General features: G+C 66.6%; 22 protein-coding genes. 5 read left to right on the plus strand and 17 right to left on the minus strand.

Annotation, left to right across the window (positions count from 1 at the left end):
- The first annotated feature begins 412 nt into the window (after positions 1-412).
- Positions 413-3415 (plus strand): family 20 glycosylhydrolase, encoded by a 3003-nt coding sequence (locus BUC15_RS19130; protein WP_175558346.1) that lies wholly within the window; start codon positions 413-415, stop codon positions 3413-3415.
- A gap of 77 nt (positions 3416-3492) precedes the next feature.
- On the opposite strand, the gene BUC15_RS14120 is transcribed toward BUC15_RS19130, so the two are convergent.
- The 3 genes from BUC15_RS14120 to BUC15_RS14130 all read right to left on the minus strand — a co-directional run bounded on the left by BUC15_RS14120 (position 3493) and on the right by BUC15_RS14130 (position 4974).
- Entirely contained in the window at positions 3493-4113 is a 621-nt protein-coding gene (locus tag BUC15_RS14120; protein ID WP_073189425.1) for an L-threonylcarbamoyladenylate synthase, read from the minus strand.
- A 79-nt stretch (positions 4114-4192) separates the two neighbouring features.
- Positions 4193-4618 (minus strand): TadE/TadG family type IV pilus assembly protein, encoded by a 426-nt coding sequence (locus BUC15_RS14125; protein WP_073189426.1) that lies wholly within the window; start codon positions 4616-4618, stop codon positions 4193-4195.
- On the minus strand, positions 4615-4974 hold the full coding sequence (locus BUC15_RS14130; protein ID WP_139280282.1) for a hypothetical protein: 360 nt from the start codon (positions 4972-4974) through the stop codon (positions 4615-4617). Before BUC15_RS14130 ends, BUC15_RS14125 begins: the two co-directional genes overlap by 4 nt.
- A gap of 180 nt (positions 4975-5154) precedes the next feature.
- On the opposite strand from BUC15_RS14130, the gene BUC15_RS14135 reads away from it, so the two are divergent.
- Positions 5155-6375 carry a pyrophosphate--fructose-6-phosphate 1-phosphotransferase gene (locus BUC15_RS14135; RefSeq protein WP_073189430.1) on the plus strand — a complete coding sequence of 407 codons (1221 nt, stop codon included), beginning with the start codon at positions 5155-5157 and terminating at the stop codon, positions 6373-6375.
- Between the two features lie 57 nt (positions 6376-6432).
- On the opposite strand, the gene BUC15_RS14140 is transcribed toward BUC15_RS14135, so the two are convergent.
- Positions 6433-7647: a YihY/virulence factor BrkB family protein gene (locus tag BUC15_RS14140; RefSeq protein ID WP_175558347.1), complete on the minus strand. Its 1215-nt coding sequence runs from the start codon at positions 7645-7647 to the stop codon at positions 6433-6435.
- A 158-nt stretch (positions 7648-7805) separates the two neighbouring features.
- On the opposite strand from BUC15_RS14140, the gene BUC15_RS14145 reads away from it, so the two are divergent.
- Complete coding sequence (locus BUC15_RS14145) at positions 7806-8693, plus strand: PfkB family carbohydrate kinase (RefSeq protein WP_217652259.1); 888 nt, start codon at positions 7806-7808, stop codon at positions 8691-8693.
- Here the strand turns inward: BUC15_RS14145 and BUC15_RS14150 are convergent.
- From BUC15_RS14150 to BUC15_RS19135, 13 genes are all read right to left on the minus strand, one after another.
- Positions 8690-9241, minus strand: coding sequence for a MerR family transcriptional regulator (locus BUC15_RS14150; RefSeq protein ID WP_073189436.1), 552 nt, complete (start codon positions 9239-9241; stop codon positions 8690-8692). The genes BUC15_RS14145 and BUC15_RS14150 overlap by 4 nt on opposite strands.
- A gap of 146 nt (positions 9242-9387) precedes the next feature.
- Positions 9388-9873, minus strand: a complete 486-nt coding sequence (locus BUC15_RS14155) for a bifunctional nuclease family protein (RefSeq protein ID WP_073189455.1) — start codon at positions 9871-9873, stop codon at positions 9388-9390.
- 36 nt (positions 9874-9909) lie between these two features.
- Positions 9910-10581 carry a transcriptional regulator FtsR gene (gene ftsR, locus BUC15_RS14160; RefSeq protein WP_073189438.1) on the minus strand — a complete coding sequence of 224 codons (672 nt, stop codon included), beginning with the start codon at positions 10579-10581 and terminating at the stop codon, positions 9910-9912.
- Positions 10581-11069, minus strand: coding sequence for a double zinc ribbon and FHA domain-containing protein (locus tag BUC15_RS14165; RefSeq protein ID WP_073189441.1), 489 nt, complete (start codon positions 11067-11069; stop codon positions 10581-10583). The genes ftsR and BUC15_RS14165 overlap by 1 nt, the downstream gene beginning before the upstream one ends.
- Positions 11070-11161: 92 nt before the next feature.
- On the minus strand, positions 11162-11950 hold the full coding sequence (locus BUC15_RS14170) for a DUF881 domain-containing protein (protein ID WP_084189611.1): 789 nt from the start codon (positions 11948-11950) through the stop codon (positions 11162-11164).
- Positions 11943-12275 (minus strand): small basic family protein, encoded by a 333-nt coding sequence (locus BUC15_RS14175; protein WP_073189443.1) that lies wholly within the window; start codon positions 12273-12275, stop codon positions 11943-11945. The genes BUC15_RS14170 and BUC15_RS14175 overlap by 8 nt, the downstream gene beginning before the upstream one ends.
- Before the next feature lie 8 nt (positions 12276-12283).
- Positions 12284-13054 (minus strand): DUF881 domain-containing protein, encoded by a 771-nt coding sequence (locus tag BUC15_RS14180; protein ID WP_139280283.1) that lies wholly within the window; start codon positions 13052-13054, stop codon positions 12284-12286.
- Complete coding sequence (locus tag BUC15_RS14185) at positions 13038-13631, minus strand: CDP-alcohol phosphatidyltransferase family protein (protein WP_084189612.1); 594 nt, start codon at positions 13629-13631, stop codon at positions 13038-13040. Before BUC15_RS14185 ends, BUC15_RS14180 begins: the two co-directional genes overlap by 17 nt.
- 9 nt (positions 13632-13640) lie before the next feature.
- A complete protein-coding gene (locus BUC15_RS14190; RefSeq protein WP_073189448.1) occupies positions 13641-14699 on the minus strand; it encodes a glycosyltransferase family 4 protein in 1059 nt (352 codons plus the stop codon).
- On the minus strand, positions 14696-15526 hold the full coding sequence (locus BUC15_RS14195) for an LpxL/LpxP family acyltransferase (protein ID WP_073189451.1): 831 nt from the start codon (positions 15524-15526) through the stop codon (positions 14696-14698). The genes BUC15_RS14190 and BUC15_RS14195 overlap by 4 nt, the downstream gene beginning before the upstream one ends.
- Positions 15514-16050 (minus strand): HIT family protein, encoded by a 537-nt coding sequence (locus BUC15_RS14200; protein ID WP_073189453.1) that lies wholly within the window; start codon positions 16048-16050, stop codon positions 15514-15516. The genes BUC15_RS14195 and BUC15_RS14200 overlap by 13 nt, the downstream gene beginning before the upstream one ends.
- Positions 16043-18079, minus strand: coding sequence for a threonine--tRNA ligase (gene thrS, locus BUC15_RS14205; RefSeq protein WP_084189614.1), 2037 nt, complete (start codon positions 18077-18079; stop codon positions 16043-16045). Before thrS ends, BUC15_RS14200 begins: the two co-directional genes overlap by 8 nt.
- Before the next feature lie 133 nt (positions 18080-18212).
- Positions 18213-21788, minus strand: a complete 3576-nt coding sequence (locus BUC15_RS19135; RefSeq protein WP_084189615.1) for an Ig-like domain-containing protein — start codon at positions 21786-21788, stop codon at positions 18213-18215.
- A 119-nt stretch (positions 21789-21907) separates the two neighbouring features.
- Between BUC15_RS19135 and BUC15_RS14230 the strand changes: the two genes are divergently transcribed.
- Together BUC15_RS14230 and BUC15_RS20515 are read left to right on the plus strand one after the other, a co-directional pair.
- Complete coding sequence (locus BUC15_RS14230) at positions 21908-22915, plus strand: LacI family DNA-binding transcriptional regulator (protein ID WP_217652260.1); 1008 nt, start codon at positions 21908-21910, stop codon at positions 22913-22915.
- An 83-nt stretch (positions 22916-22998) separates the two neighbouring features.
- Positions 22999-26652 (plus strand): family 43 glycosylhydrolase, encoded by a 3654-nt coding sequence (locus BUC15_RS20515; protein WP_217652261.1) that lies wholly within the window; start codon positions 22999-23001, stop codon positions 26650-26652.
- The last annotated feature ends 239 nt before the right edge of the window (positions 26653-26891 follow it).

Below are 26891 nucleotides of genomic sequence, written 5' to 3' on the forward strand. Positions count from 1 at the left end.
ATCGACCAGGGGTCGATTTTCCCCCGTCTGACCACGAAGATCGGCCAATGCCTTGTCGCGCGAGCCCCGGACGCGGCGTCGCCGTCTGAGCGTTGGCCGGTATTCCGTGCAAGACAGATCAGAAGTGACCACTGGTCGATTTTCGCCGCTGGCGGCCGTCTGCGGGAAGCGCTGACGACCCGCTACTCGCCCGAGACGCCCAGGCAGTGGTCGATACTCGACCCCAGACACACCAGAATCGACCACTGGTCGATTTTCGGGGGTCGGCCGCGAGCCGCTCGCCCTTCGCCAACCGACCGCCTGCCAGCGGGAAACGCTCAACCCGGTCGAACAGCTGACCGCTTCAGGTTTCGCTCCTCCCCTGGTGAGTGCCAGCATGACAGGGACTTTAGGTCTATCGATTGGAAGTGCAATGAAGCTCGCCCGCACAGTCTTGGCTGTGGCCTCGGTGGTCGCGCTCCTGGTTGGGGCGCTCCCCCTCCAGGCAAGCGCCGACCCCACCAACCTCGCCCTCAACAGGCCCGTGACGGCCTCGGGATCGGAGGCCACGTTCTCCGCCGAGCGTGCCGTCGACGGCGACATCGGGCCGGCCGACCCGACCCCACCTGCGGTCCACAACGACCCCGCGGCCTCGCGCTGGTCGGCCAACAGCGTCGACAATGCCTGGATCGCCGTCGACCTCGGCGCCACCGCTGAACTCGACCGGATCCGCGTTCGCTGGGGCAACCAGTACGCGACCAACTACTCGATCCTCGGCTCCGTCGACGGGACGACCTGGACGACCCTCGCCACCGGGCAGGTCGGCGTCAAGGCCACGTGGGTCGAGACGCCGCTGGGCGCCGAAGGCATCCGGCACGTCAAGCTGCAGGCCAGTTCGCGGAACAGCACCTGGCCGATCTCCATCTGGGAGCTGCAGGTGCTCGGCACGCTGGACTCCGCACCGGTTGAGCAGGCTGACGTCGACGTGGTGCCGCTGCCCGTCAACGTGGTTGCTGGCGACGGCGTCGGCTATCGACTCGACGACGACACCGCGATCGTCTCCGACGGTGGCCAAGCGGCCGCACGGCTCGCCGAGACGCTGCGTACCTCGACCGGGCTGCCCCTCCCCCAGGCGACCTCCGGTGAAGGCATCGAGCTCGTCATCGACGAGACGGCCGACGTCCCCGGTGTCGAGCGCGAGGGTTACCTCCTCGAATCCGACGACGACGGCGTCACCATCACCGCCCAGACCGAGGCGGGCCTCGCCAACGGCACCCAGACCCTCATCCAGCTGCTCGGCCCCTGGTCCCGTGCGGATCGGCCGGTCATCCAGGACTGGACCGTCCCAGCGCTGGACATCACCGACGGCCCCCGCTACGAATGGCGCGGGTTCATGCTCGACACCGCACGCAGCTTCGTGCCGAAGGACGAGGTGTTCGAGATCATCGACCAACTCGCCGCCTACAAGCTCAACGTGCTGCACATGCACATGACCGACGACCAGGGATGGCGGATCGCCATCAGCAACGAGGGACGCGTAGACGGCGACACGATCGACTACTCACTCCTGGCGACGGTCTCGGGCCAGACCGCGGTTGCCCCCACACAGTGGACCGACATCACCGGGCGCACCGGCTACTACACCGCAGAAGACTTCGCCCAGATCGTCGAGTACGCCGGTGACCGCAACATCGCCATCGTCCCCGAGATCGACGGCCCGGCCCACGCGCAGGCCATCCTGCACGCCCTCCCCGAGGCCAACACGGCCAACTCAGTCCCCCAGCCGTTGCCCGGGCAGAACACCGCCCCCGCGAACACCACCACGAGCGTCGGCGAGTCGACCCTCGACACCCGCTCCGAGGCCACCTACACGATCCTCAACCAGGTGATGACGCAGCTGTTGGAGGCCACCCCGTCCACCCTCAACGGCGTGCGGTACCTCCACATCGGCGGCGACGAGTCGTTCAGCACCAGCAACACCGACTACCGCTACTTCATCGACCGGGTCACCGACAACGTCACCCGGCTAGGGGCGACCGTCATGGCCTGGAACGAGGGCGCGGCGCACGCATCAGAGGAGATCCCGGAAGGCTCGGTGATCCACTACTGGAACGGTGGCACGGCTGCCACCCGCAGCTGGGTCGAGGCCAACAACGGCCGTGCGCTGATGTCGCCGGCATCCAACGCCTACCTGCCCCAGATCCCGGGCGCCGGGCTCGCCGGGCCGAGCTGGGCCTGTGGCGGGCCATGCAACATCGAGCGGTTCTACAACTGGAACCCCACCACGATGCTCGGATCGACCGAGGACCGGGTCCTCGGCGTGGAGGCCGCCCTCTGGTCCGAGCACATCCGCTCCCTCTCCTCGGCCGAGTTCATGATGTACCCGAGGCTGATGGCGACCGCCGAGGTCGGCTGGACCCCCCAGTCCCGACGCAACCTTGCCGATTTCCGCGAGCGCCTGGGAAGCGTCGTGACCGACCTGACCGCGACCGGACGCAACTTCTACGCAGGCGACGGGGTGTGGCGCAACGATCTGGTGGCGCTGCAGACCGACCCCTCCGAACCAGATGAGGTGGGCCAGATCGCGCTGCTTTCGTCGCCCACGACCACACTCGCCAATGTCTCGGCGCAGCTGCTGATCGACGGCGAATCCTATTCGGTGGACGTGAGCGTCGACCGCGACTACAGCGTCGGTCAGTCGAACAGCTTCGACGGCCGCCAAGCATCTGGTCTGTTCAGATTCGAGCCGGCGGTGGCCCTCCCCCGGGGCGACCACGACGCGACCCTGAAGGTGACCATCGACGGAGTCGAATCGACAGTCGACGTGCCGTTGAGCATTGAAGCCGACACGCCCACGCCAACCCCCACCCCGAGCCCGACCGCGACGCCCACACCCACCGCAACCCCCACACCCACCGCAACCCCCACACCCACCGCAACCCCCACACCCACCGCGACCCCCACACCGAGCCCGACCGAAACGCCCACACCGACCACTCCCGCCTGGGCACCGTCGATCCCCTACACCGTCCCCGGCCACCACACGTTCAACGGACGCGAATGGAACACCACCTGCGAGCCCTACTCGCAGACGTTCCGCTGCCGCACGGACATCTGGGCCACCACCGTCACCCGCAATGCGGGCGGCTCCTTCGTCCGCACACAGGGTTGGGCCTTCAACAACCTGACCTACCTGCCGTATATGACCAGGGCCCAGTGGGCGAACAACAACCTGGGCAAGACGACGGCGTGGACGGCAGCCGACGGTCGCCGGTGGTACACCGAATGCGACACCGCTCTGACAGGTCGCGGTGGTTGCCGTTCATTCGCATGGACGACGGTGTACGCCGCCAAGGCCTGGCCCGGCGGCGGCTACACGTTCTCGCAGGAGAACAAGTGGGTCTTCAACAACATGGTGATGTTCAAGGACCGCTGAGTTCACCTTGAAGTTCCACACCGCCCCGGGATTCGGCTTTCGAATCCCGGGGCGGTGTGCGGTTCAAGTCGGCATCGTCACTCGAATGGCGACGGATCCCCCGCACCGACGCGCTCGATGACCGGCTCGTCGCCGGTGAGATCGACGACGGTCGTCAGTTGGGTGCCGGCGTCGCCGGAATCCAAGACCGCATCGATCTGCTGGTCCAGTTCCTCCTTGATCGCCCAACCATCGGTCAGCGGATCGTCGACTCCCGGGAGGAGAAGGGTCGAAGACATCAGCGGCGCCCCGACCGCCTCCAGGAGCGCCAGCGTCGTGCGGTGGTCCGGGATCCGCACGCCCACCGTGCGCTTCTTGGGGTGCAGCATCACCTTCGGCACCTCACGGGTGGCCTTCAGGATGAAGGTGTAGGGGCCGGGCGTCGCGGCCTTGACCGCCCGGAAGACCCAGTTGTCCATCTCGACGAACTGCCCAAGCTTCGCGAACTCGTCCACCACGAGCGTGAAGTGGTGCTTGTCGCTGAGCTGTCGGATCTTGCGGATGCGCGCCAGCCCCTCCCCGTTGCCGAGAAGACAGCCGAAGGCGAAGCCCAGGTCCGTCGGATAGGCGATCAGCCCGCCGGTTTCCAGGATCCGTACCACCTGGCTGAGGGCACGGGGCTGAGGGTTGACGGGGTGGACATCGAAATACTGCGCCATGCCCAAAGGCTACCCCCGGTTCACGGGACGGTGAGCGATATCGCGTCCACCTCCCCGGGCTGAGCAGCAGCTTGACCGGCTACCGACCCCGCAGCGGATCGATCGGCGAGGTCCGCGCAGCCTCCACCGTGACCTGCCCGGGGATCAGCGGCAACGACACGTCCGCGAGACTGACCTGGCAGGTCACCGAGACCCGCACGCTCGCCAACTGGCCCAGCGGACGCGACAGCCCCGCAGTATCGACGGTGACGTCCGTGTGGGCGCAGCGCAGCCCGTGTTGTGCCAGGGCGGCCGCCACCGCAGACGCAGCCGCGTCCTGCCCGGCCCCGGGCGTGCGTTCCAGGGACGCCGCCCTGGCGCCAGCCGCGGCGGCCGAGCCAACGCTCTGATCGGCCAGCGCGATCCTCGCGAAGGTGAGGAGCAACCCGACGAACAGCACCAGCGCAGGCAGCACGACGGCGGCCTCGACCGAGGCTGCCAACCCGCGCTCATCGCGTCGTGTCATGAGTTCGTCAGCCGTTCCGTGGTCACCACGACCGTTTGGCTGACCTCGCGTGGCCAGATCAGTGAGACCGCCCGCCCCGACACAGTTGCCCTCGTCTGACGTGACCCGCGTTCCACGCGCACCGTCACCCCACTGAGCGCGCCGTTGCCTGCCACGGCCGCCGCTTCGGCTTGGCCTTCGAGCCGGTCGCCTCCGAGGGCTGCGGCGCTTGCGGCGCCCTGTTGGGCCGCGGCCAGCGCCGTCGCGTCGGCCCAGGCGACCAACGACCATTGCAGCAACAGCAGGAAGATGCCCAGCGCGACGGGGAGCAGGAGGCTCACCTGCACCGACCCGCTCATGCCCCGTTCGTTGCGCATGTGGTCCATCTTTGCAACCGGGTGGCTCACCTCAGACCGATTCCGGGCACGTTGTGGACAACTTTCGCCGAAGGACCGGCCCAGCCTGGATGGCAAGGCCCCAGCCTCCTCCGCCGGGTCCCGGTGCAATAGGCTGGGGATCTGACGCAGCAGCGTCGCAGAACTCATGAAAGGACACTCATGGTCAAGAAGGTAGCCATCCTTACGGCCGGTGGCTTCGCTCCCTGCCTTTCCGCGGCGATCAGTGGGCTCATCGAGCGCTACACCCAGATTGCCCCGGAGGTGGAGATCATTGCCTACCGCCACGGGTACCAGGGCCTGTTGAAGGGCGACTTCCTCGTCGTCGACGACACCGTCCGGGCCAACGCCGGCCTCCTCGACAAGTTCGGCGGCTCCCCCATCGGAAACTCGCGCGTCAAGCTCACCAACGCCAAGGATCTCGTCAAGCGTGGTCTGGTCGCCGAGGGCGACAACCCGCTGAAGGTCGCCGCTGACCGCCTCGTCGAGGACGGTGTGGACGTGCTCCACACCATCGGCGGCGACGACACCAACACCACCGCGGCCGACCTGGCCGCCTACCTCGCCGAGCACGACTACGGCCTGACAGTGGTCGGGTTGCCGAAAACCATCGACAACGACGTAATCCCGATCCGCCAGTCGCTTGGCGCGTGGACGGCGGCAGAGCAGGGCTCGATCTTCGCCAGGAACATCGTGGCCGAGCACAACTCCGGCTCCCGCATGCTCATCGTGCACGAGGTCATGGGCCGCCACTGTGGCTGGCTCACCGCCGCGACCGCCCAGAATTACCACCAGTGGGTGGCCGACCAGCAGTGGTTGCCTGAGATCGGCCTCTCGAAGGAAGCCTGGGACATCCACGGTATCTACGTGCCGGAGGGTGTCATCGACATCGCGGCTGAATCCGAGCGACTCAACAAGATCATGGATGAGGTCGGCAACGTCACCATCTTCCTGTCCGAGGGGGCTGGGCTTGACGCCATCGTCGCCGAGATGGAGGCCTCCGGTGAGGAGGTTCCGCGTGACCCGTTCGGCCACGTCCGGCTCGACCAGGTGAACCCCGGTGCCTGGTTCGGCTCCAAGTTCGCCGAGAAGTTGGGCGCAGAAAAGGTCATGATCCAGAAGTCTGGCTACTTCTCCCGCTCGGCGGCGGCCAACGACGCCGACCTGGCTCTCATCAAGCAGTGCACCGATCTCGCTGTCGACTGCGCGCTGCGGGGTGAGCCCGGCGTCATCGGACAGGATGAGGAGAACGGCGACGTCCTCAGCGCCATCGCGTTCGACCGGATCAAGGGCGGCAAGCCGTTCGATATCGACCAGAGCTGGTACAAGGAACTGCTGGCGAGCATCGGGCAGGATCTCCCGGCACACGCCGAGGCGCACTGATTCGACTCGACGGCGCCGGTCACCCCGCGGGGTGACCGGCGCTTCCGTTTCACGGCGTCAACGAGGGCGACGGGAAAGTCTGCGGGCGGCGGAGACGATCAGGGCGCCGAGCCCGAGGCCGGTGGCGGCGCCGACGCTGTAGCCGAGGCGGAGGTTGACCCTCATACCGCGCGCGGCCACGGCGGTGCGGACGTAACTGTCGCCGTCGATGGGCGGGAGGCTCTGGTTCAGGCCCCTCAACTCATCGAGGGGCTTCCTCGCCGCCCATCGGCCATCATCAGCTACCCCTTCTGGTTCGGAAGGCCCGTCGGACGCACCAGCGCTCGCGCCTGCAGCCACCTCACCTCCAGCCATCCCCTGTTTCCTGGCTTCCTGATCAGCGATCCGCTTGGCGCGCTCCTCGCGCCAGTCATCCGAGGACCCAACCCAGGCGGCAGACATCAAGATGGTGCTTGCGATCACATTGAACATCAGCATCACCACGATGACCGGGCCGAAGATCGTGACCGCGCTGTTCATGTCGAACACTCCCATCAGACGCCCGGCGATCTGGATCAGCACTGTCAGCGCCACCGCGCCGATGACGGTGCCGACTAGCCAGGGCCGCGGCCGGGCCGACTCGTTGGGCAGCACGACGAAGAGGAACGCCATCAGGATCCAGCAGGCGACGAAGGTGAACACGATCGTGAGCACCGTTAGCAATGTCCCGATGCCCGGAATGTGAGACCAGCCGAGCCACTCCAGCACGTTCACCGAGAAGCTCCCTGAGATCGTGGCCAGCCCCACCCCGAATCCGATGCTGATCAGAAGGCCGAGGAAGATGCCCAGATTCACACCCAGTTCGACGAAGAAGTTCTTACGCCGGGCGGCGTCCTCGAACTCCTGGGTCCACATCACCCGTACGGCGCGCTTGAGGTTGCCAGCCCACTTCGAGCCGGAATAGACGGCGGCGACGAGCGCGAAGCCGCCGACCGATGCCCATTGGCTGAAGGCCTCCGTGATGACGGTGCCGACGGTGGCGGACAGCTGCTGGTCGGCGAGCACCTGCTCGATGAGGCTCAGCACGTCATCCATGAGGTCCGGCCTGAGCACCGTCATGGTCATGCCGAGCGCCGCAAACGTGAACATCAGGATCGGAACCATAGACAGCACCGAGAAGTAGGTGATCCCGGCCGCGAACTGTGGGCCCAACCGCGAGAAGTAGCGGGTATTGGCGGATATCGCGTGCGCGACCGCCGACCGGTTCATCTGACGTTCAATCCATTCCTTCACGCGCAAGACCTTACCCACCCGGGAGTGCTCAGTCGGCATCCGCGCGGGCCAGGTTGCCGACAAGGGGGGCGTTCAGGCAATCCCTGACGACGAAGGTAGACGCGTGGCAGACTCGTTCGAACCAGCACGGATGGAAGTGAGCAGATGAGGTGCCTGACGTGACCCCCAAAGGCCTGTTCGTCGGGCTTGCGACGCTGGACATCGTGTACCGCATTGAGCGGCTACCTCACCCGAACGAGAAGATCACCGCGCATCGGCAGGACCTGGCGGCCGGTGGTCCTGCGACCAACGCTGCCGTCACTTTCGCGGCGCTGGGCGGGGAGGCGGTGTTACTCACCGCCCTTGGCCCTTCGCCCGTTGCGAAGGTGATCAGGGACGAGGTGGAGCGGGCGGGCGTACGGGTGATCGACGTCGCACCGTCTCTGTCCTACGCGCCGCCGGTTTCGTCAGTCATGGTCGACGAGGCCACCGGGGAACGCGCGGTGGTCGGTGGCGACGCCGCGGGAACGCGGCTCGATCCGGTGCCCGACGAGGTCGTGCGCCCGCAACTGGTCGACGTCGACGTGGTTCTGCTCGACGGTCACCACCCGCAGCTGACCACCCCTGCAGGTCGGCTGGCACACCGGGCGGATATCCCGGTCGTGATCGACGCCGGACGATGGAAACCCGTGATGCAGGAACTCATCGGATGCGCCGACGATGTCGTCGCCTCGGCCGACTTCCGCGTCCCCGGCGCCAACGACCCCGATCAGACCGCCCGACTCCTATCGGCGATGGGCGTCCCCGTCGTGGTCACAACGGCCGGTGCGGACCCGGTGAGGTGGCGACGCGGCGATGACTGCGGGGTGGTGGACATGGCGCCGGTCGAGGTCGTCGACACCCTGGGGGCCGGCGACGTCTTCCATGGCGCCTACGCCCATGCACTGGTCGCGGGGTTTGCACTCGTGGACCGGATCCGATTCGCCGGCCGTGCCGCAGGGATCAGGTGCTCACACATCGGCCCGCGGTCGTGGCTGGGTGCGGTCGCCCGCTTGGCAGACCCCTAGACCGCGCGGGCCCGGCGACGGGCCGCCAGTTCGTCCTCTGCCTCGGTGGTGGCACCGTCCGGGCCGGCTGTGCGTTCTCCTGGCAAGGCGGCGAGCGTCCCTTCGAGTTCCCGCCAGACGCTGCTGACCGAGATCATGAACATCCCCTGGCCCCCGCGGGTCAGGTCGAACAGTTCGTTGGCCGACGTGACCTCGTAGACGCTGAAGCCGTCACTCACGAGGGTCAGTTCGGTGAGGTCCTGCGAGCCCCTGTGGTTCAGGTGCTCAATGGCGACGCGGATCTGCTGCAGCGAGATACCGACGTCGAGGAATCGCTTGACCACACGCAACAAGAGGATGTCTCGGAACGAATACAGCCGTTGGGTGCCCGAGCCTTCAGCGTTGCGGATGGATGGGACGACGAGCCCGGTGCGTGCCCAGTAGTCGAGCTGGCGGTACGTGATGCCAGCGACACGGTGTGCGATCGGGCCGCGGAACCCAGTATCGCTCGGGACAGGCGCAAAGTCGCCGTCAAAGAGCACCTCTTGCAGCGCTGGCTTTTCTGACACTCTGCCTCACTTCGTCTCGTAGCCCGGTTGGGCGACCGGCACCCCCCGAAACTAACCCGCGGCCCGCGTTGTGGTCAACGACACACCCAAGGTATCCCCGAATTCTGTCTCCCCTGCTACTGCGGCGCCACCCGCCAGCCGATGGGTCAATCCTCCTCTGACGACGGGTTATCGTCCTCAAAGTCATCTGCGCTCACACTGTCCAGAAATGCCCTAAAAGCCTCAACCTCATCGGTCGACGCTTCCTCAACCTCAACCCCAACTTGATCCATCAGCTCCCTCGGGCATTGAATGGGCCAACCCAGCCGAAGGGCGATCGCCACGCAGTCGCTCGGCCGGGCGTCGATGATGCTGCCTCCGGCATGGAGCTCCGCCTGGTAGACGCCCTCCTCCATCGCGGAGATCACCACCAGCCCGACACCTGGTTCGACCATCGTCAGGACGGCGGCCAGCAGGTCGTGCGTCATGGGTCGGGCGGGTACTTCGTCCTCGAGTGCCGAGGCGATCGCGGCCGCCTCCTGGTTTCCGATCCAGATGGGAAGGGAGCGCGTCCCGTCCTCCTCCTTCAGCAGAAGCACCGGCGGGTCCTCAGGCGTCAGCAACCGGATACCGATGACAACGAGTCCGATCATGGACACCACCGTAGCTCACCTCCCCATCGACGTTGGTCAGTTGATCTGGCCGTGCAGAAGCGCAGCGTGGGCCTGCATGACGATCTTGTACAGGTCGAAGACGACCTCGGGTGGAGGGCCGGAGCGACGGCGGTACTGCTCAAGCGCCTGTTCCACGAGTGCCGCCTCCATGGTGGCCGCCTGATGCAGGACGCGCATCTGACGAAGATCCATGCCATAGCCCACCAACTTCTTCGCAGACGCCGCGAGCGCCACCGCCTCCCTGCCGTAGAGCTGGGAACCGCGGCGGGGCTGGATGACCCGCATCCGCTCGAGTTGGATCAGCGACGCTTCACCGAGCCCGGACTCCTCAAGCACCTGTCGGCGGGTCAGGAGAGCCTGCCCGTTACTTCTGGTGGTCGCCCTTGGCTCGGGCGCCGGTTCCTCCTCGGGCGCCTCCAGACTCGGCGGCGGTTCCCCTCGGTCGAGGGCCTCCAATTCCTCACGGATGACCTTCAATGGCAGGTAGCGGTCCCGTTGCGCGCGCAGGACATAAAGGAGCCGGTCGACATCCTCCTGACTGAAGCGTCGGTATCCGGACGGCTGCTGTCGATCCGGCGCTATCAGACCCTCGGCCTCGAGGTATCGCAGCTTCGATACGGAGATGTCTGGGAACTCCGGTCGGATCATCTCCAGTACGCGGCCGATGGTTCGTGCCGCGCCAGGCATCAGTGCGTTCCGTGCTCACTCAGCGAGATGGTGGCGCGGTACTTGCCGATCTGGATCTCGTCCCCCTCACGCAGGACGGTGCGACCGTCGAGCAGCGCCCGGTTCACATACGTCCCGTTGAGGCTGCCGAGGTCCTCCAGATACAACTTGCCCCCGCTGCGCACGAACTTCGCGTGATGACGGCTGACGGTGATGTCGTCAAGGAAGATGTCGGATTCCGGATGCCGACCGACGTTGGTGATGTCTGCGTCGATCAGGAAACGGTTGTAGTTGCCCGTGCCACGGTTGACGATCAGCAGCGCGTTGCCAGGGGCCAACTCCTTGACTGCCGCCAGCTCCTGTTCGGACAGGTTCACCGAGGACCGGTCGTCGGTTGTGATCGGCAGGAGTGTGGTGGTGTCGCCGGTGGAATCCGCGAGGGGTGAACCGCACACGCTGCAGAACCGCGCCTCGACAGGGCTCTCAGATCCACACTTCGGGCACTTCATATCTGCACTTCCTCGTCGGCATCGGCTGGGACGTTCGGGTCCACTTTCGGACAACGCTACCCGAAAGAGCTTAGCGCCCGCCGTGATAGGTGTTAACGCGGGCGGGCGAACTGGTTGGTAGGCGGCGTGACAACCGTGGAAATGTCCACCTGCGTGAGCTGTGTGATCGTGACCGAGCCCTCGACCCGGTCGCCCTCGACCTCGCTGACCAGCCCCCCACGGAACCGGGCCCCGGCCTCCAGTGTGGCCGGGTCACCGATGGCGTCGATGATGTAAGGCGCATTCAGGACGGTGCCGTCTGCCGTCACGTTGCCCTGTTCATCCATCAGGAAGTGGGACCTCATCACGAGCCGCACGGAATCGTTGAGCTCGATCACCTCCGCCCCCGCATCCCGCAGTTCTTCTATCGCGTCGAGCAGCAGCTCAGCGGTGACCCGGCCCTCGGGGTCAAGGATCTCGATTCGTACGCCGGGCCCCACCGCTGGGACAGTGCCCGCGAGGATCTCGGCCTGCACCAGGCGGCGTTGGGCCTCCTCTCGGGCCGCCTGGTCCCGGTCGGCGCCGCTGACCAGTTCGGTGCGTGCCTGTTCGAGTTCGCCGACCTGGTCCTCAAGCCGCCTCGTTTCCGCGGTCACGTTGTCGAGAAGTTGGATGAGGTCGGCCTGCCTGACGTTCGAGAACTCCGGTTGCGCGTTTTGTGAGCGGATCGTCGTGACGACGAGCAGCGCGGTCAGGAGCAATGCGATCCCGATCGAGAACTGGCCCCGGTTGGGCCGGAAAAAGTCCTTGAGGAGGTTGCGGCGGGGGGCCGCGGCGCGCCTGGCTCGCCCAGGGTTCGAGGACTCCGGTTCCGGCGGCGTCAGCGGCGTCTGATCAGGCATGCAGCAGTGCCCTGCGGATCGCTGCGGCGTTCGTGAAGATGCGGATGCCGAGGACGACCACGACACCGGTCGACAGCTGGGACCCGACTCCGATCTGGTCGCCGACGAAGACGATCAACCCGGCAATCACGACGTTGGACGAGAATGACACGAGGAAGACACGGTCAGAGAACGTCCCTTCCAGGTAGGCACGGGTGGCGCCGAGAATCGCATCGAAGGCCGCGACGATCGCGATCGGTAGATACGGAGCCAGAACGGGAGGCAACGTCGGCTGGAGGACAAGACCGAGAATCACCCCCAGCACAAGACCCAGGATTGCGAACACGTCTCCTCCTATCCCTGCTCCGCATGACGGAGCGTCATGCCCGCGTCGGCTGCGAGGAGCAGGTCACTATCCGACGACGTCACGGCCATGGTTATCCCGTAGTTCTGGCTCAGGAACTGCCACCACACGGCCCCTGCCGTCTCATTGAATCTTGCTTGCAGATTACTCGCATCCCCGATCACCTCCAGCCGGTAGGGCGGAGACAGCGACACATAGTCGACCGTGATCGCCGCCCCGGCCGAACGGATCGGCGTGAGCGTGGTCAGTCGTCGACCATTGATGCTGATGGCCTCTGCCCCTGCCTGCCACAGCCCGTTCACCAGGCGCACGATGTCCCCGTCGAGGATCACCCCCTTGGTCCCTTCCGCCTCAGGGGCGTCACCCACGACCACCACGATGCCGGGGCCGACCACGGCCGTCGCACCTATGGACAATTCGAGTTCCTGCAGGCGGGCGCGTTCGTCGGGGTCACCGAGGGCAGCCTGCTGGAGGTCGCGCACTTCCTCGTCCAAGGCCGTGACGGTGTCGCCTAGCTCATCCTGACGTTCACGGGCAACCGTGATCCGTTCGAGCAGCTCGGCGCGTTGTTCGGCTGCGGTACCCGCTCCCCTGGTGGTCTGGACCGCCGCAACCGTGATCAGCAACGTAGCCAGTGCGATCGTGACGACGTGCACCCACCTGTTCGACCTCGGGTGCTTGGTCGAACGGTACTCGGGCTCCAACGCCCCCTCCTGCAGGTCGGTCAGGAGCGTCATGCTTGCGTCAGGACGTCTCGCCACGCACCAACCTCACAGCCTCACGAACGTAGAGCAGCCCGGCGACCCAGTAGGCCACCGCACCGACGACACCCAGGATCCACCCCAGCCAGTGCGCCCACGGCCAGTCGAGGGATGAGGGCGCGCCCAGCAGGATCAGGGGCAGCGACAGCAGGATCAGGAACGTTCCTGTCTTGCCGATCCAGTTGACGGGCAGGGCCACCATGTCATGTTTCCGGAGAATCGGCAGGAGCAGGGCAAGCATCACATCACGGGCGAGGAGAACGACCACGAACCAGATCGGCACGATCCCGCGCACCAGCAGCGCGACCACCGTGGCGAGGATGTAGAGCCGGTCTGCGATCGGATCGAGTCTGGCTCCCAGCTCGGTGCGCTGCTTCAGGCGCCTGGCGAGAAAACCGTCGACCCAGTCGGTGGCTCCGAACGCGGCCAGCAGAACGACCGCCGCCACGTCATGCCCGAGGATGATGAGCGCAGAGAACACCGGCACCGAGAGGAGCCTGACGAACGAGACGACGTTCGGGATGGTCAGGACCTTGTCGGTGTCGTACTCCTGGACGGGGACCAGCTTGGATTGCACCCCTACAGCCTAACGGGGCTTTGTGTCAGCCGGACCCCCGTCGGGAACCGGCAGGGTCGCGCGCTGGTATGCGTCCTCGATGTGCGGGCCGACCACATCCCAGGAGAAACGTCGCGCGAGGCGCCACGCTGCGAACGGGTCGCACGGTTGCGCGAGCCTTTCCCGGATCCGGGCGACGGCCGCCGAAACGTCGCCTACGGGGAAGAAACCGACCACGTCGGCATCGGATGCCACCGCACGGAACGCGGGAAGGTCGCTGGCGACCACGGCGACGCCGCGGGCGAGTGCCTCCACCAGCACCATGCCGAAAGACTCGCCGAACAGGTTCGGTGCGACCAACACCGCAGCCCCTGCCAGCACCTCTCCCAGCGCCTCGTCGGTCAGCCGCCCCAGTTCGGTGACCTTGGGAGCACCCGATCCGCCGGGGCCCACGGCGATGAAGTCGGCCTCAGGGACCAGGCCGGCCGCCTCCACGAACGCCTCGTAGCCCTTGCGCCGTTCGGTGAGTCGACCCACGAACACCACCCTCGGGCGACCCGTCCGGGCCTCGGGTGGCGTCGGCAACTCGATCGCGTTCGGGACGATGCGCGGCTCCCCGGCCCCGATGGTGTTGACCAGAGCGGCCGCGGACGGCGACACCGCGAGGCTGACCCGGTTCGGCAGACGCAGCGCGCGTCGTCGCAGCAGTTGGGTGACCGGCGTGCGCGGGGTGAACGCGGCGTGATGAGTCACGACCAGGGGTACCGGGCAGCGTGACGCGGCCGCGAAGCCCACACCCGGCGTCAACGGCTCATGGACGTGCGCGACATCGAACCCGGTCAACCCCGCTAGCAACGCCCTGGATTGGGACGGCCGCAGCGCCAACCGGGCGACGGAGCCGTTGAACGGCAACGCGACGGCCGCACCGAGCAGCGTCACCGGAACCGCGGCATCGACCCGTCCGACCCCCGGTGCAAACACCCACGGCTCATGCCCCCTGCCCTGCAACCATCGGGCAAGCCCGAGCACGTGGGTAGCCACTCCCCCAGGAACGTCCAGGCTGTACGGCACCACCAGCGCGATCCTCAAAGGAACAGCTTTCTGAGCATCAACCAATTCGACGGCGACGCGGCGACCGCCTCCGCGAAGTGGCCCACCGCCTCCTGCATCATCGACGTCGGGTCGCCTGGCGCGATGGCGTCGGTGACGCTGATGCTCAGGCGTCCCCCTTCGAACCGGGTGGTGGCGACCCGGAGGTCCGCGCCGGTGCGCCTGGCCAGCAGCGCCGGCCCGGCTGGCACCTTCACCGTCCCGGCACCGGGCCACTGGACGGCGAGGCCGCGGCTGGAGAGGTCCCGGTCGCTCAGGAGGCAGACAATTTTCCCGGCCCTGACGGCGTCCGCGAGGCTGCGCATCAGGTCGGGTCCGTCAACGGGATGGATCTCCATCCCCATGCCGTCCCTGGCCGCCCGGAACCGCTCGTACAGGCCGTCCGGGAGTCGTTCGGCGACCGAGACGACCTTGATGCCGATCCGGGCACACCAGGCCCCCGCGAAGTCCCAGGATCCCATGTGCGGCAGGGCCAGCACCAGGCCAGGCCCTGCCAGTGAGTCGCGCAACTTCGCGATGTCGGTCGCGGCGACGTCGACGGTCTGGAGGATCTCCTCATCGCTCCAGCCCGCGAGGCTGAACGACCAGAAGGTGTTGCGCAGCCAGGCCTCGACCAGCCGGGTTCGATCGCGCCTCGTCATCTGGCGTCCGGTCGCCAGGGTCGCCGTGTGTTCCCATGCGCGCACCGGCGCAAGGGGGAGCAGCGCGAGGCCGGGTGCGAGGCCGCGGGCCAGCGCGTCGCCCAGACGTCTGGGGATCCGCCCTCCCACGGCCCAGGCGAGAGCGCTGAGCGTCAGTCGTGCCACGCCTCAGCCAACAGCTCGCGCCCTTCACCGAGCAGTTGCGGCACCGGGCGGGTCTGCCCGATCACCGGCATGAAGTTCATGTCGCCGGTCCACCGCGGCACGATGTGCTGGTGGAGGTGCATCGAGATGCCAGCCCCCGCCACGGCCCCCTGGTTCATGCCCAGGTTGAAGCCGGTCGGCCGCGACACCCGCCTGACGACCTGCATCGCGCGCTGCGTCAGCTCGGCCACTTCACGGGTCTCATCGACCGTGAGGTCGGGATAGTCGGCAACGTGTCGGTAGGGGCAGACCAGGAGGTGCCCGGGCGAGTAGGGAAACAGGTTCATCACGACATAGGCGTGCTCACCTCTGGCGACGATCAGGCCGTCCTCATCGGTGCGTCCGGGCGCAGAACAGAACGGGCAGTCGTCATGTCCCTTCGGTTTACCTTCGCCGTTGATGTAGACCATCCGGTGCGGCGTCCAGAGCCGTTGGAACGCGTCTGGCACCCCAGGGAGCGTGTCGCTGAACTCGATCTCAGGCATCGGCGCTCGGCGATTCGTTCGATCGAGATGCGACGAACGCGACGATGTCCTCGACGGCCTGCGCCGCCGGGACGCCGTTTCGCTGCGAACCGTCGCGGAACCTGAACGACACCGAACCGGCATCGCGGTCGTCGCCGCCGGCGATCAGCACGAACGGGGCCTTGTGCTTCGAGGCGTTACGGATCTTCTTGGCGAACCGGTCGTCCGACTCGTCGAACTCGACCCTGATCCCCCGCGCCCGCAACTGGTCGACGATGCCCTGCAGGTAGCCGTCGAACTCTGCTGCCACGGGCACCGCCGTCACCTGCACCGGAGCCAACCAGGCCGGGAAGGCACCGGCATAGTGCTCGATCAGGACCCCCATGAACCGTTCGATCGAGCCGAACTTGGCCGAATGGATCATGACGGGCTGCTGACGGCTGCCGTCAGGCGCGGTGTATTCGAGGCCGAACCGCTCCGGCTGGTTAAAGTCGTACTGGATGGTCGACATCTGCCAGACCCGGCCGATGGCGTCCTTGGCCTGGATTGAGATCTTGGGGCCGTAGTAGGCGGCACCTCCCGGGTCCGGCACGACGGTCAGGCCGGACTCGTCGGCGATCTGCTGCAGGATGGCGGTGCCTTCCTCCCATTGCTGGTCGGAACCGATGAACTTGTCCCTCTTCTTTCCATCCTCGTCGCGGGTGGAGACCTCCAGCGCGACATCGGTGAGCCCGAAATCGTTGAGCAGCGAGAGGATGAAGCGCAGCAGGTGGCGGACCTCATCCGGGGCCTGCTCCTTCATTACATAGCTGTGCGAGTCGTCCTGCGTGATGGAACGCACCCGGGTCAGCCCCTGCACCACTCCGGACTTCTCATCACGGTAGACCGTGCCGAACTCGAAGAACCGCAGCGGCAGCTCACGGTAGGAGCGGCCGCGCGAGGAGAAGATGAGGTTGTGCATCGGGCAGTTCATGGCCTTTAGCCGGTATGCCTGCCCGCCCTTGACGACGTTGCCCTGTTCGTCACGCACGGCGTCTTCCAGGAGGGGTGGGAACATGCCGTCGGCGTAGTAGGGCAGGTGCCCGGAGGTATAGAACAACTCCTCCTTGGCGATGTGTGGGGTGCCGACATAGTCGAACCCCTCCTCGATGTGGCGGGTGCGGACGTAGTCCTCCATCTCCCGCTTGAGCACGCCTCCCTTGGGGTGGATCAGGGGAAGGCCGGAGCCGACGAGCTCGTTGAAACTGAACAGGTCGAGTTCGGTGCCGAGCTTGCGGTGGTCGCGCTTGGCCGCCTCCTCAAGCCGAGTCCGGTACGCCTGCAGCTCCTCCTTGGTGGGCCAGGCGGTGCCGTAGACGCGCTGCAGGTCGGCCTTCGACTGGTCGCCGCGCCAGTACGCGGCGGAGGTGCGGGTCAGCGCCCAGCCGTTGCCCAGGTAGCCGGTGTTGGGCACGTGGGGGCCGCGGCAGAGGTCCTTCCAGGCCACGCTGCCGTCCCTGCGGACGTTGTCGTAGATGGTCAGGTCGCCCGCACCGACCTCGACGGAGGAGCCGTCGTCGGCGGAGGCGCTACCCTTGTCGGCGATCAGCTCAAGCTTGAACGGCTCGTCGGCCAACTCGACGCGGGCCTCGTCGTCGGTGACCACCCGCCTGACGAACCGCTGGCGCTCCTTGACGATCTGGCCCATCCGCTTCTCGATGGCCTTCAGATCTTCGGGGGTCAGGGCGCCGGTCTGGAAGTCGTAGTAGAACCCGTCGGTGATGGGTGGGCCGATGCCCAGTTTCGCGTCGACGAACAGGTTCTGGAGTGCCTGTGCGGTGACGTGCGCCGCGGAGTGGCGCACGATGCCGATGCCTTCGTCGGAGTCGATCAGGATCGGCTCGACGAAGTCGCCGTCGACGAGTTCGCGCTGCAGGTCCCTTGACTCGCCGTTGACACGCATCGCGACGACGGCGCGATTGTCGCCGAAGACGTCGAGACCGGTGGTCGTGGCAGTCAACTCCACCTGTTCCGCATCGTCGTTTCGGCGGACGGTGATGACTCCACTCATCGGTATCTCCTGGTACTTGGTTGATCGGCCTGGTTGCCAGCGTCCATTGTGCCGCTTCCGGTTCCGGGGAGCCAGCAGGGCCGGCAGGAGACTGCCGGCCCTGTGGCTCACCTGTCAGTTGTCCGTCCGCGGATCAGCGGAAGCGGACGATGTTGTTGAACACGAACTCGTTTGCTGTGCTGTAGTGCCACTTGCCCGCGGAGTCACGGACACCGGAGACGACGGTGGCCTCGACGTAGCTGCGGCACCCGTTGCGACCCGTCTGGGCCGTGTCGCACACCGTGCGCCACCTGCGCGAGTCGGCGGCGGTCCAGGAACCGTCGTGTCCGAGCGGGTTGGCGGCCCACTGGGCCCTGGTCATCAGCGGGAGGTAGGTGAGGTTGTTGAACACCCACCCCTTCGAGTGGACGAAGGTGCCACCCACCCGCTTGATCTGGCTGGCCCAGATCTCCGTCCGGCACCGCTCAGTCTGCGAGTAGGCCTCGCAGGAGGTGTACCAGGTCCGCCCGCCCGAAATATGGAACCCGGGCGTGGTGTAGATGTCGACGGGAGGCTCTGGGGTCGACGTGGCAGTCGGCGTCGGCGTAACCGTTGGGGTGACGGTCGGCGTCGGCGTAACCGTCGGAGTGACCGACGGCGTCGGCGTAACCGTTGGGGTGACCGACGGCGTCGGCGTAACCGTTGGGGTGACCGACGGCGTCGGCGTAACCGTCGGAGTGACCGACGGCGTCGGCGTAACCGTCGGAGTGACCGACGGCGTCGGCGTAACCGTCGGGGTGACCGACGGCGTCGGGGTCGGTCGGACGATGTTCGTGCAGCCGATTTCGCGCTCGGGCAGCACCGGGTTGATGCCCGGTTCGGTGAAGACCACCTCGCTGGCGATCATGTGGGTGTTGTCCTTGGCCTTGAACACGAACCGCACCTGGCTGGCCTCCACCCCGAGCTCGAGGGTCACCACCGGCCCGGTACCGGCCTGACCGACGACCGTCACGGGATCTCCCAACGCAGTCCACGTGCCCTGCTGGTTGACCTCGGTCTGGATCGAGACGGGCCAGGACTCGGTCGACCCGTCCGCGTAGAAGTACCACACGGCCTGGCTGAGTTGCCCGGCCTCCGCGAAGGTGGCCGTCAACGTGTCGGTCGCATTCTTGTTCGAAGACTTCCAGTTCGACCAGGCCTTGTCCGTTAACACACCGTTGGTCAGCCCGGCAGTGCCGTAGCCCGGTTCGGTAAAGGTGGCCGTCAGGGTGGGTTTGGCCGACTTCGCGACTGGGACCGTCGGCTGGACCTCGACCACCAGCTTCACCGGGGTGGTCTTGCCATCGGGCAGAGTTGCGACGCCTGCGACCTCGAACGAACCGACCTGTGCCAGCAGGGCATCGTCGATGCTCTCCCAGGCGACGGGAACCGCGGTCGTTCCAGCGGCAGGGTCGTCGCCGCGCACCAGCACGGTGGCCGGTAGGTCCCCGATCATGCCCGGCGCCGCAGCAACGCGGGCATCGACGACGCAGGCGCCCTCGATGACGTGGACCGAAGCGGTCACCGCGGTGGTGACGCCCGGCAGCGCCTGGATGGTCCCGGCGACCGTGAACTGGCCGGGCTCCGAGACCGCTGCCTGCTCCACGGCGTCCCAGGCGACGGCGATTTCCCGCGTGGTGCCGTCGACCGAGGTCGCGCTCACCGTCTCCGGCAGGGGCGGGAGTTGCCCGACAAGGGTGGTCACCGAGACAGGGGCGACCGAGTCGACCGTCAGGTCCTGGATCTTCCAGACCTGGTTCGCGCCCGAGTTGGGCCGGTACATCGTCACTGCCGAACCGTTGGCGGTCGCCTGGCCGCCCACCTCGAGAAGCGCCGCCTCTGCGACGTTGACGAGGCTGTAGGTGCCGTCCCCGGGCGTCGAGATCGTCCATTCGTCGCCACCATGGTCCCCGGTCAGGGGTTCGCCGTCGAGGGAGGTGATCTTGAACCTGGCCTCGTTGGTGTAGTCGTCGCCGATGCGCTCGATGCGCCACAACTGGTCGCGTGAGTCGGCGCTGTCACGGATGGTGCGGTCGTCGCTGAGGGACCGGCCCGACTGGCTGCCGAGGATGCGGTAGACGTGGTCGGCCTGACCGAGCGCCGTGGTCGCATCGATGTCGGAGACAGCCGTGACCTCGAAGGTGACGACAGAGCGGGCAGGCACGGTCAGGTCGGCCACACCGTCAACGACCGCAACGGGTGTTCCGGTGACCAGTGGCGAGCCCTCCGTCGTGACGATCGGGGTGACGGTCGCGCCGTCGTGCGAGCCGAATCCGGCCAGGTCGAGCCGGACGACCCGCTGGGACTCCCCCGCGTTGACGTGCACGATGCTCGCGCCGACGCCGTCAGGGTTGATCGAGGCGGTGGTGTTGGAGTTGTCGGTCTTGATCATCGTCGAGCCCGGCTCGATGTAGTGGGTGAAGTTGCGCACCGTGTTGAACTTCGAGTTCGTGTAGATCGGGCAGGTCTCCAGCGTGTCGTTCGCCGTGCAGTCGAAGGGCAGCTGGATCTCGCCCCAGTTCATGCCGAGGGCGGATTCGCCGCCTGGGGCCATGTTGTCGTAGTCCTCGACGACCTGCCAGAACACCCAGGCATCGGATTCGAGGAGGCGGAGGTCGTCGACGATGTGCTGCGCCTGGCCGAGGCCAGGGGCCATCGACACAAAGTCCTGGCTGCTTCCCCAGTTGCCGCCGACCTCGCTCATCCACAGCGTCTTGTCTGCGATCTTGGCAAGGTCGCGCACGGTGGTGCGCCCGCTGGTGCCGTAGGTGTGGACGTTCATCTGATCGACCGCCGCACGCGTCTCATCGGTGTAGGCGAGCCAGTTGGTGGCGAACGTGCCGGGGTTGGTCTCGTCCATCGCGGAGACCACCGCATCCGAGGAAGAGGCGGACAACTCCTGCGCGAGTGCCTGGATAACTTGGCTCTGCAGGGTCGGGCCGGCGTGCGCACCTTCCTGGCGGCCACCGGTCGGGTTGCCGTCCGCGCCTAACTGGGTGCTCCAGTAGTTGGTGTTGGGCTCGTTCAACGGATCGATGGTGTCTACCTCGATGCCGTGTGCCTCCTCAAGGCGCTCGACGGCGCCGACCATATAGGCGGCGAAGTCATCGACCTTGTCCGAACGGATCTGGTCCGTGGTCGAGCTGAACCCACCCGATGTGAACCCCGAAACGGTCTGGAACCACGGCGGGGAGTTGGAGAACGCCTCCCAATGACTGATGTCGTCCTTGATGCGCTCGACCCACCACCTCTGGGTGGCGTCGGCGTCATCGTTCCAGTGCTCCTCGTTGTCCGGGTCCCACCAGTCCTTGTCGGTGCGCGTCGTCCCCTCGGGGGCCTTCCACCAGCCCTCGACAGCACCGCCTGCGCGGAGGTAGGCAGGCACGTCGGGCGCGTTGCCGCCGCCGACGTTGTAGCGGGCAATGTTGAGACGCAACCCGTCCTGTCCGAAGATCAGGTCGTAGAGCTCTTCTCGGATCTCGTCGGGATAGTCTCCCGTGGCGTTTGCGAACCAGATCAGCGACGTCCCCCAACCCTCAAAATCGGGGTTCTGATACGTCGGGTCGACGACGACGGTGACGTCGGGGTCGGCTGAGTCAGCAGCGGCGACCGACTGTGCGGTCGGGATCAACGAGGCCGCCAACGCGCCGCACGCGAGTATCGCTGCAGCCTTGGCAATGGGTGTCTTCATCGACTTCCTCTCGGCAGTGAGAAATCCCCCGGATCGGGTGATGTTTACGTCACCATAGCAGGTTGATGTTTGCGCAACCAGGGGGCAACTAGACTTCTCCCTCTCACCGAAGGAGAGTCATGAGCACCACTACTCCCATCTCGATGGCCGACGTCGCACGCCATGCAGGCGTCTCGGCACAGACCGTCTCTCGCGTCTCCAACGGGGCACCCGGAGTCAAGGGCCCCACCCGTGAGCGCGTACTGCGCGCCATGCGGGAACTGAAGTACCGGCCGAACTCCGCCGCACGGGCGCTCAAGCGCGGCTCCTTCCGTTCGATCGCCGTCGTGCTGAGCGACTTGTCGAGCACCGGCAACCTGCGCACACTGCGGGGCGTGGTCGAGGCGGCCGCAGCGAGCGACTACTCGGTGACGGTGCGAACCCTCGGAGCCCTGACGAACGAGTCGCTACGGGGGGCGTTCGACCGGCTCTCCGAGAGCGCGGTGGACGCGGCCGTTCTCCTGGTCGAGATGGACGCGTCGGCCGAACTGAACCTCGACACCCTTCCGCTCGACCGGCTAGTGATCGTCGACTCCCATGCAGCAACGGCATTTCCCGTCGTAGACAGCGACCAGGCAGCCGGTGCTCGACAGGCGGTCGATCATCTGTTAGCGCTGGGGCACCGGGGCATCCACCACGTTTCGGGACCGGCCCGCTCCTTCTCAAGCCGCGCAAGGGCAGCAGCTTGGCGCGAGCGCATCGAGGAGCGAGGCCTCTACGCCCCGGACCTGATCCAGGGCGACTGGTCGGCCGAATCCGGCTATCAGGCAGGCCACCGGCTAGCCGACCTCGGCTCGGCGACCGCGGTGTTCGTGGCCAACGACGAGATGGCGCTCGGCCTGCTGCGGGCGTTCGGCGAACGCGGCGTCCGCGTGCCCGAGGACATTTCAGTGATCGGTTTCGATGACATCGAACTCGCGCCGAACTTTCCTGTCCCCCTGACGACGGTGCACCAGGACTTCGACCGGGTCGGGGCGCTGTGCGTCGAGACGGTCCTGCGTCAGATCGACAGCGGTGTCGTCACCCCTGGCCTGACCGTCGTCCCCACCCGACTGGTGGTTCGCGCCTCGACCTCGGCACCCGACTGATGCGCTCAACTATGGTTACGTAACCATTTTTCGGCTAGAGTCGTGCCCGGCCCCCAGCCCGAGCGCAGCAAAGGAGCATCGCCTTGGCACGAAAACACCTGCAGGCAACGGTAGGGACACTGGCTGTTGCATTGATGATCGGGGTCTCCCCCGCATCGGCCGACGTCCCAACCGTCCCGGAACCCGTCACATACACCAACTACCAGGCGATCCAGGATCCCGGATCCGGCGCCTCCGGCTACTTCCAACCGCTGTGGTACGACACCGATGGACGCCACATCCAGGCCCACGGCGGCCAACTCGTCGAGGCCGGGCAACTCGGGGTCGACGCCGATGAGATCATCGAAGGGCGCGACGCCGCAGGCGAGACGGTCTACTACTGGTACGGGGAGGACCGTTCCAACGGGTACTGGAACAGCCCGGGCGTATCCGTATACAGCAGCAGCGACACGCTCAACTGGAAGAACGAAGGCGTCGCCCTCCGCTCCGTCACCACGAAGGACCAGCTGCTCGACCCCTACTTCGACTCTCTCTACGACACCGTCGACGATGCGGGCCAGCCGCGTGCCGACCGCGTCGATGAGGTGTTCTACCACCTGAACGTCTCTTCGACGGCACCAGACGGCTCCGGCCAACTTGCCGCCATCTTCGAACGGCCAAAGGTGTTGTACAACGCAGCGGACGACACGTGGGTGATGTGGTGGCACTCGGACGGCCAGATCACCCTCGGCGGCTCGAGCTACGCCCGCTCGCTCGCGGCGGTGGCCGTCTCGGATTCGCCCACGGGCCCATTCACGCTGACGGGCGCGTTCCGGATGCCGAACCGCGCCAACTACCAGGCGTGCACCAGTTCGGCCGTCCCCGGCCAGGCCCGCGACATGACGGTGTTCAAGGACGACGACGGCACCGCCTGGATCCTCTACTCGTCCGAAGAGAACTACTCGCTGTACGTGACAAGGCTCGATGAGCACTACACGAATGTCGAGCACACGACGACGACCGACGCGATCGGCTTCCAGTACTCCGAGGACGGCAACTACCCGGTGCTGTTCGCCGACGGCGCAGCAGGCTCACCCGTGAGGGGTGAAGACTTCCAGATCGTCAGGGAGTGCGGGCACCTGGAGGCACCGGCCGCATTCAAGTTCGACGACCGGTACTACGTCGTCACCTCAGGTGCGACGGGCTGGGCTCCGAACCAGCAGACCTACTATTCGGCGGATTCGCTGACGGGTTCCTGGATCCGCGGCGTCGATCCTGACGAGACCTACGAGACGGTCAACTACCAGTCGATCCCCGAGGGCGGCGACGGTCGACTCGCGGTCGGCGACTCACGCAAGACCACCTTCGGCTCACAGTCGACCAACGTGTTGGCCCTCGACGCGGCCAACGGCAAGTTCATCTACATGGGTGACCGCTGGAACGCCGGCGAGGCAAACTCCAACTACGTGTGGCTCCCGATCACCATCGGGGAGAACGGGGCGCTCATGATGCGCAACCCAGCCGCGGAGGACCCAACCCGCTGGGGCTCGGGATGGGATGAGAGCTACTGGGATGATCACGGCTCCGGCCCGGGGATCTGGAAGGTGACGGATGCCCGCCTGCCCGATTCCGTGCGCACGGACGACGACTTCGACGCCGTCCTGCCTGACACCGTCGAGGTCACCCTCGACGGTCGGACGAGCGAAGTTGCCGTCTCATGGGACGCTTCAGCCCTGACCGCTGGTGGCACCGCCATATTGCGTGGCACCCTGGCCGCCGGTTCCGGGTTCACCGCGGGGCGCGAGTTCACCCGCACGATCGACGTGGTGGGCAGCGGCCTCCACAACATCGCCAGGGTGGCCTCCGTCACGGCCTCCAGCCGCCAGGATCTCGCCGCCACCACCATTGACGGCAGCCTCGCCAAGGGCTGGGACGACTGGACCGGCGGCGGCTACCCCCGCAACAGCACCCTCACCTATACCTGGAATGGGCTCCGCAGCGTCGATCAGCTGGTCGTCCACACCTACCAGGACGGTTCTACGGTGACATGGCCCGACACCATCAAGGTCGAATACCTGACGCCCGAGGGCACGTGGCGACAGGGGCCATCGACCGCCGTGCCGCAGGATGCGGGCGGTCCGGCCCCCACCGTCACCATCGACCTGGCCGATGTACCCCCGACCTCAGCGGTGCGCCTCGGGTTGACCACCGCCCGCAACACCTGGCAGTCGATCACCGAGGTCGAGATCTTCGGCTGGGCTCCCGGTTCCGGTGACGGCGTGAGTGCAATCTCGGTCGACGGCGACGCCATCGCCGACTTCGAGCCAGGCGTGCCCACCTACCGCGACGCCGCACACGATCCGGCCACCTCTGAGGTGACGGCGGTGGCTGCGGGTGGGTCCGTGGTGTCGGTGGTCCAACCCTCGGCTGATGCACCGTACGCCTACGTGACCGCCACCAACCAACTGGATGGTCGTCCGGTCAGCAAGGACACCTGGGTGGTGCTGTTCGGCACCGGTTGCTCGGCGGTGACCGCGCCTTGGCGCACTGCCGGCCCATCCGGCACGAGGTTCTGTCAGGGGCCTGGCGGTCATTTCGAGATCGTCGACAACGGCGGCGGCGCCTGGACCTCAACCGATGAGCTGGGCGTCATCGCTCGACCGGACGTGTTGGGGGTCGGCGATTCGATCGTGACCACCGTCACCTCCGTCGACTCGGGAGGCAACAGCGACCCGCGGGTCGGCCTCGTGGTCCGCAATGACGTCTCGGCACGCACCCCCGGATACGCGCTCGTCGCGGTCAGCCCGAAGGGGGCTTTCGTTCAGTGGGACGACAACGGCAACGGCTACATTGATTCGGAGTCGACGCCCGTGGCGGTTGCCGCCGGGCCCGTTCAACTGAAGTTGGAGCGCACCGCCCTCGAGACGGTCACGGCCTACTGGCGGTCGGCCGAGGGCGAAGACTGGACCCCGGTCGGGTCGGCACCCCTGCGCTCGACAGACGCCAGGCTCGATGCGGGCGTATTCGGGTCAGGAAACAACCGCCGGGGTGAGGCACGCTTCGTCCTGGATTCGACGGCGGTCGGCTCGGCAAGCCAACCAACACCCACGCCAACACCAACACCAACACCAACACCCACGCCAACACCAACACCCACGCCAACACCAACACCAACACCCACGCCAACACCAACACCCACGCCAACCCCAACACCAACACCCACGCCAACACCAACACCCACGCCAACCCCAAGTCCTACGCCGACGGTCAGTGCGTCCCCGAGCGCCACGCCCACGGTGCAGCCGACCCTCACTCCCACACCACGGCCCTCCGGAACACCCACCCCTTCGGCCCCGAGCCAGGTGGACCTGTACACAACGCCCGGATTGCACCTCGTGAACGGTCGCCGCTGGTTCACCTCATGTGAGCCGTACTCACAGACCGTCCGTTGCCGAACCGACATCGTCGCGACGACGACCACGCGGCAGCAGGGCCGATTCGTGACGACGACCGGTTGGACGTTCAACAACCTGACGTACCTTCCGTTGATGACCAGGACCCAGTGGGCGGGCAACCCGCTCGGACGGTCGGGTTCTTTCACCTCATCCGGCCGGCAGTGGCGCACCGAGTGCGACACCGCAGCCACGGGGCGCAACGGTTGCCGCTCGTACCTCACCACGGAAGTCGTGATGCGCACATCCGCTGGGTACAAGGTGGTGATGCAGGAGGTATTCAACAGCCGCGTGCTGTTCCGCTGACCCCTCGCTGCAGACGGGCGGCCCGGCGCTTCACGGCGCCGGGCCGCCGACGTTTCTGCGGGCGTAGCGAAGACCTGACAAGGGCACTAATGTTGGGAGGAAGCCACGAGTTCAAGGGAGAACACATGAGCGAGGAAGCCCCGTCGGTGCTGTTTCATGAGGATGCCGGTGTCGGCTTCATCACCCTGAACCGCCCTGAGCGATTGAATGCCTTCGACATCGGCATGGCAAGGATGTGG

It is taken from the genome of Tessaracoccus bendigoensis DSM 12906 (assembly GCF_900141915.1).
GTDB classification, from domain to species: domain Bacteria; phylum Actinomycetota; class Actinomycetes; order Propionibacteriales; family Propionibacteriaceae; genus Arachnia; species Arachnia bendigoensis.

Excerpts from the sequence above, each read along its gene's own strand:
- ftsR (WP_073189438.1), bottom strand. The coding sequence starts at position 10,581 with ATGCCTGGCGCGGCACGAACCATCGGCCGCGTACTGGAGATGATCCGA.
- BUC15_RS14200 (WP_073189453.1), bottom strand. The coding sequence starts at position 16,050 with ATGCCTGAGATCGAGTTCAGCGACACGCTCCCTGGGGTGCCAGACGCG.
- BUC15_RS14125 (WP_073189426.1), bottom strand. The coding sequence starts at position 4,618 with ATGACACGACGCGATGAGCGCGGGTTGGCAGCCTCGGTCGAGGCCGCC.
- BUC15_RS14170 (WP_084189611.1), bottom strand. The coding sequence starts at position 11,950 with ATGCCTGATCAGACGCCGCTGACGCCGCCGGAACCGGAGTCCTCGAAC.
- BUC15_RS14155 (WP_073189455.1), bottom strand. The coding sequence starts at position 9,873 with ATGATCGGACTCGTTGTCATCGGTATCCGGTTGCTGACGCCTGAGGAC.
- BUC15_RS19135 (WP_084189615.1), bottom strand. The coding sequence starts at position 21,788 with ATGAAGACACCCATTGCCAAGGCTGCAGCGATACTCGCGTGCGGCGCG.
- BUC15_RS19130 (WP_175558346.1), top strand. The coding sequence starts at position 413 with ATGAAGCTCGCCCGCACAGTCTTGGCTGTGGCCTCGGTGGTCGCGCTC.
- BUC15_RS14130 (WP_139280282.1), bottom strand. The coding sequence starts at position 4,974 with ATGCGCAACGAACGGGGCATGAGCGGGTCGGTGCAGGTGAGCCTCCTG.
- BUC15_RS14120 (WP_073189425.1), bottom strand. The coding sequence starts at position 4,113 with ATGGCGCAGTATTTCGATGTCCACCCCGTCAACCCTCAGCCCCGTGCC.
- BUC15_RS14135 (WP_073189430.1), top strand. The coding sequence starts at position 5,155 with ATGGTCAAGAAGGTAGCCATCCTTACGGCCGGTGGCTTCGCTCCCTGC.
- thrS (WP_084189614.1), bottom strand. The coding sequence starts at position 18,079 with ATGAGTGGAGTCATCACCGTCCGCCGAAACGACGATGCGGAACAGGTG.
- BUC15_RS14165 (WP_073189441.1), bottom strand. The coding sequence starts at position 11,069 with ATGAAGTGCCCGAAGTGTGGATCTGAGAGCCCTGTCGAGGCGCGGTTC.
- BUC15_RS14230 (WP_217652260.1), top strand. The coding sequence starts at position 21,908 with ATGAGCACCACTACTCCCATCTCGATGGCCGACGTCGCACGCCATGCA.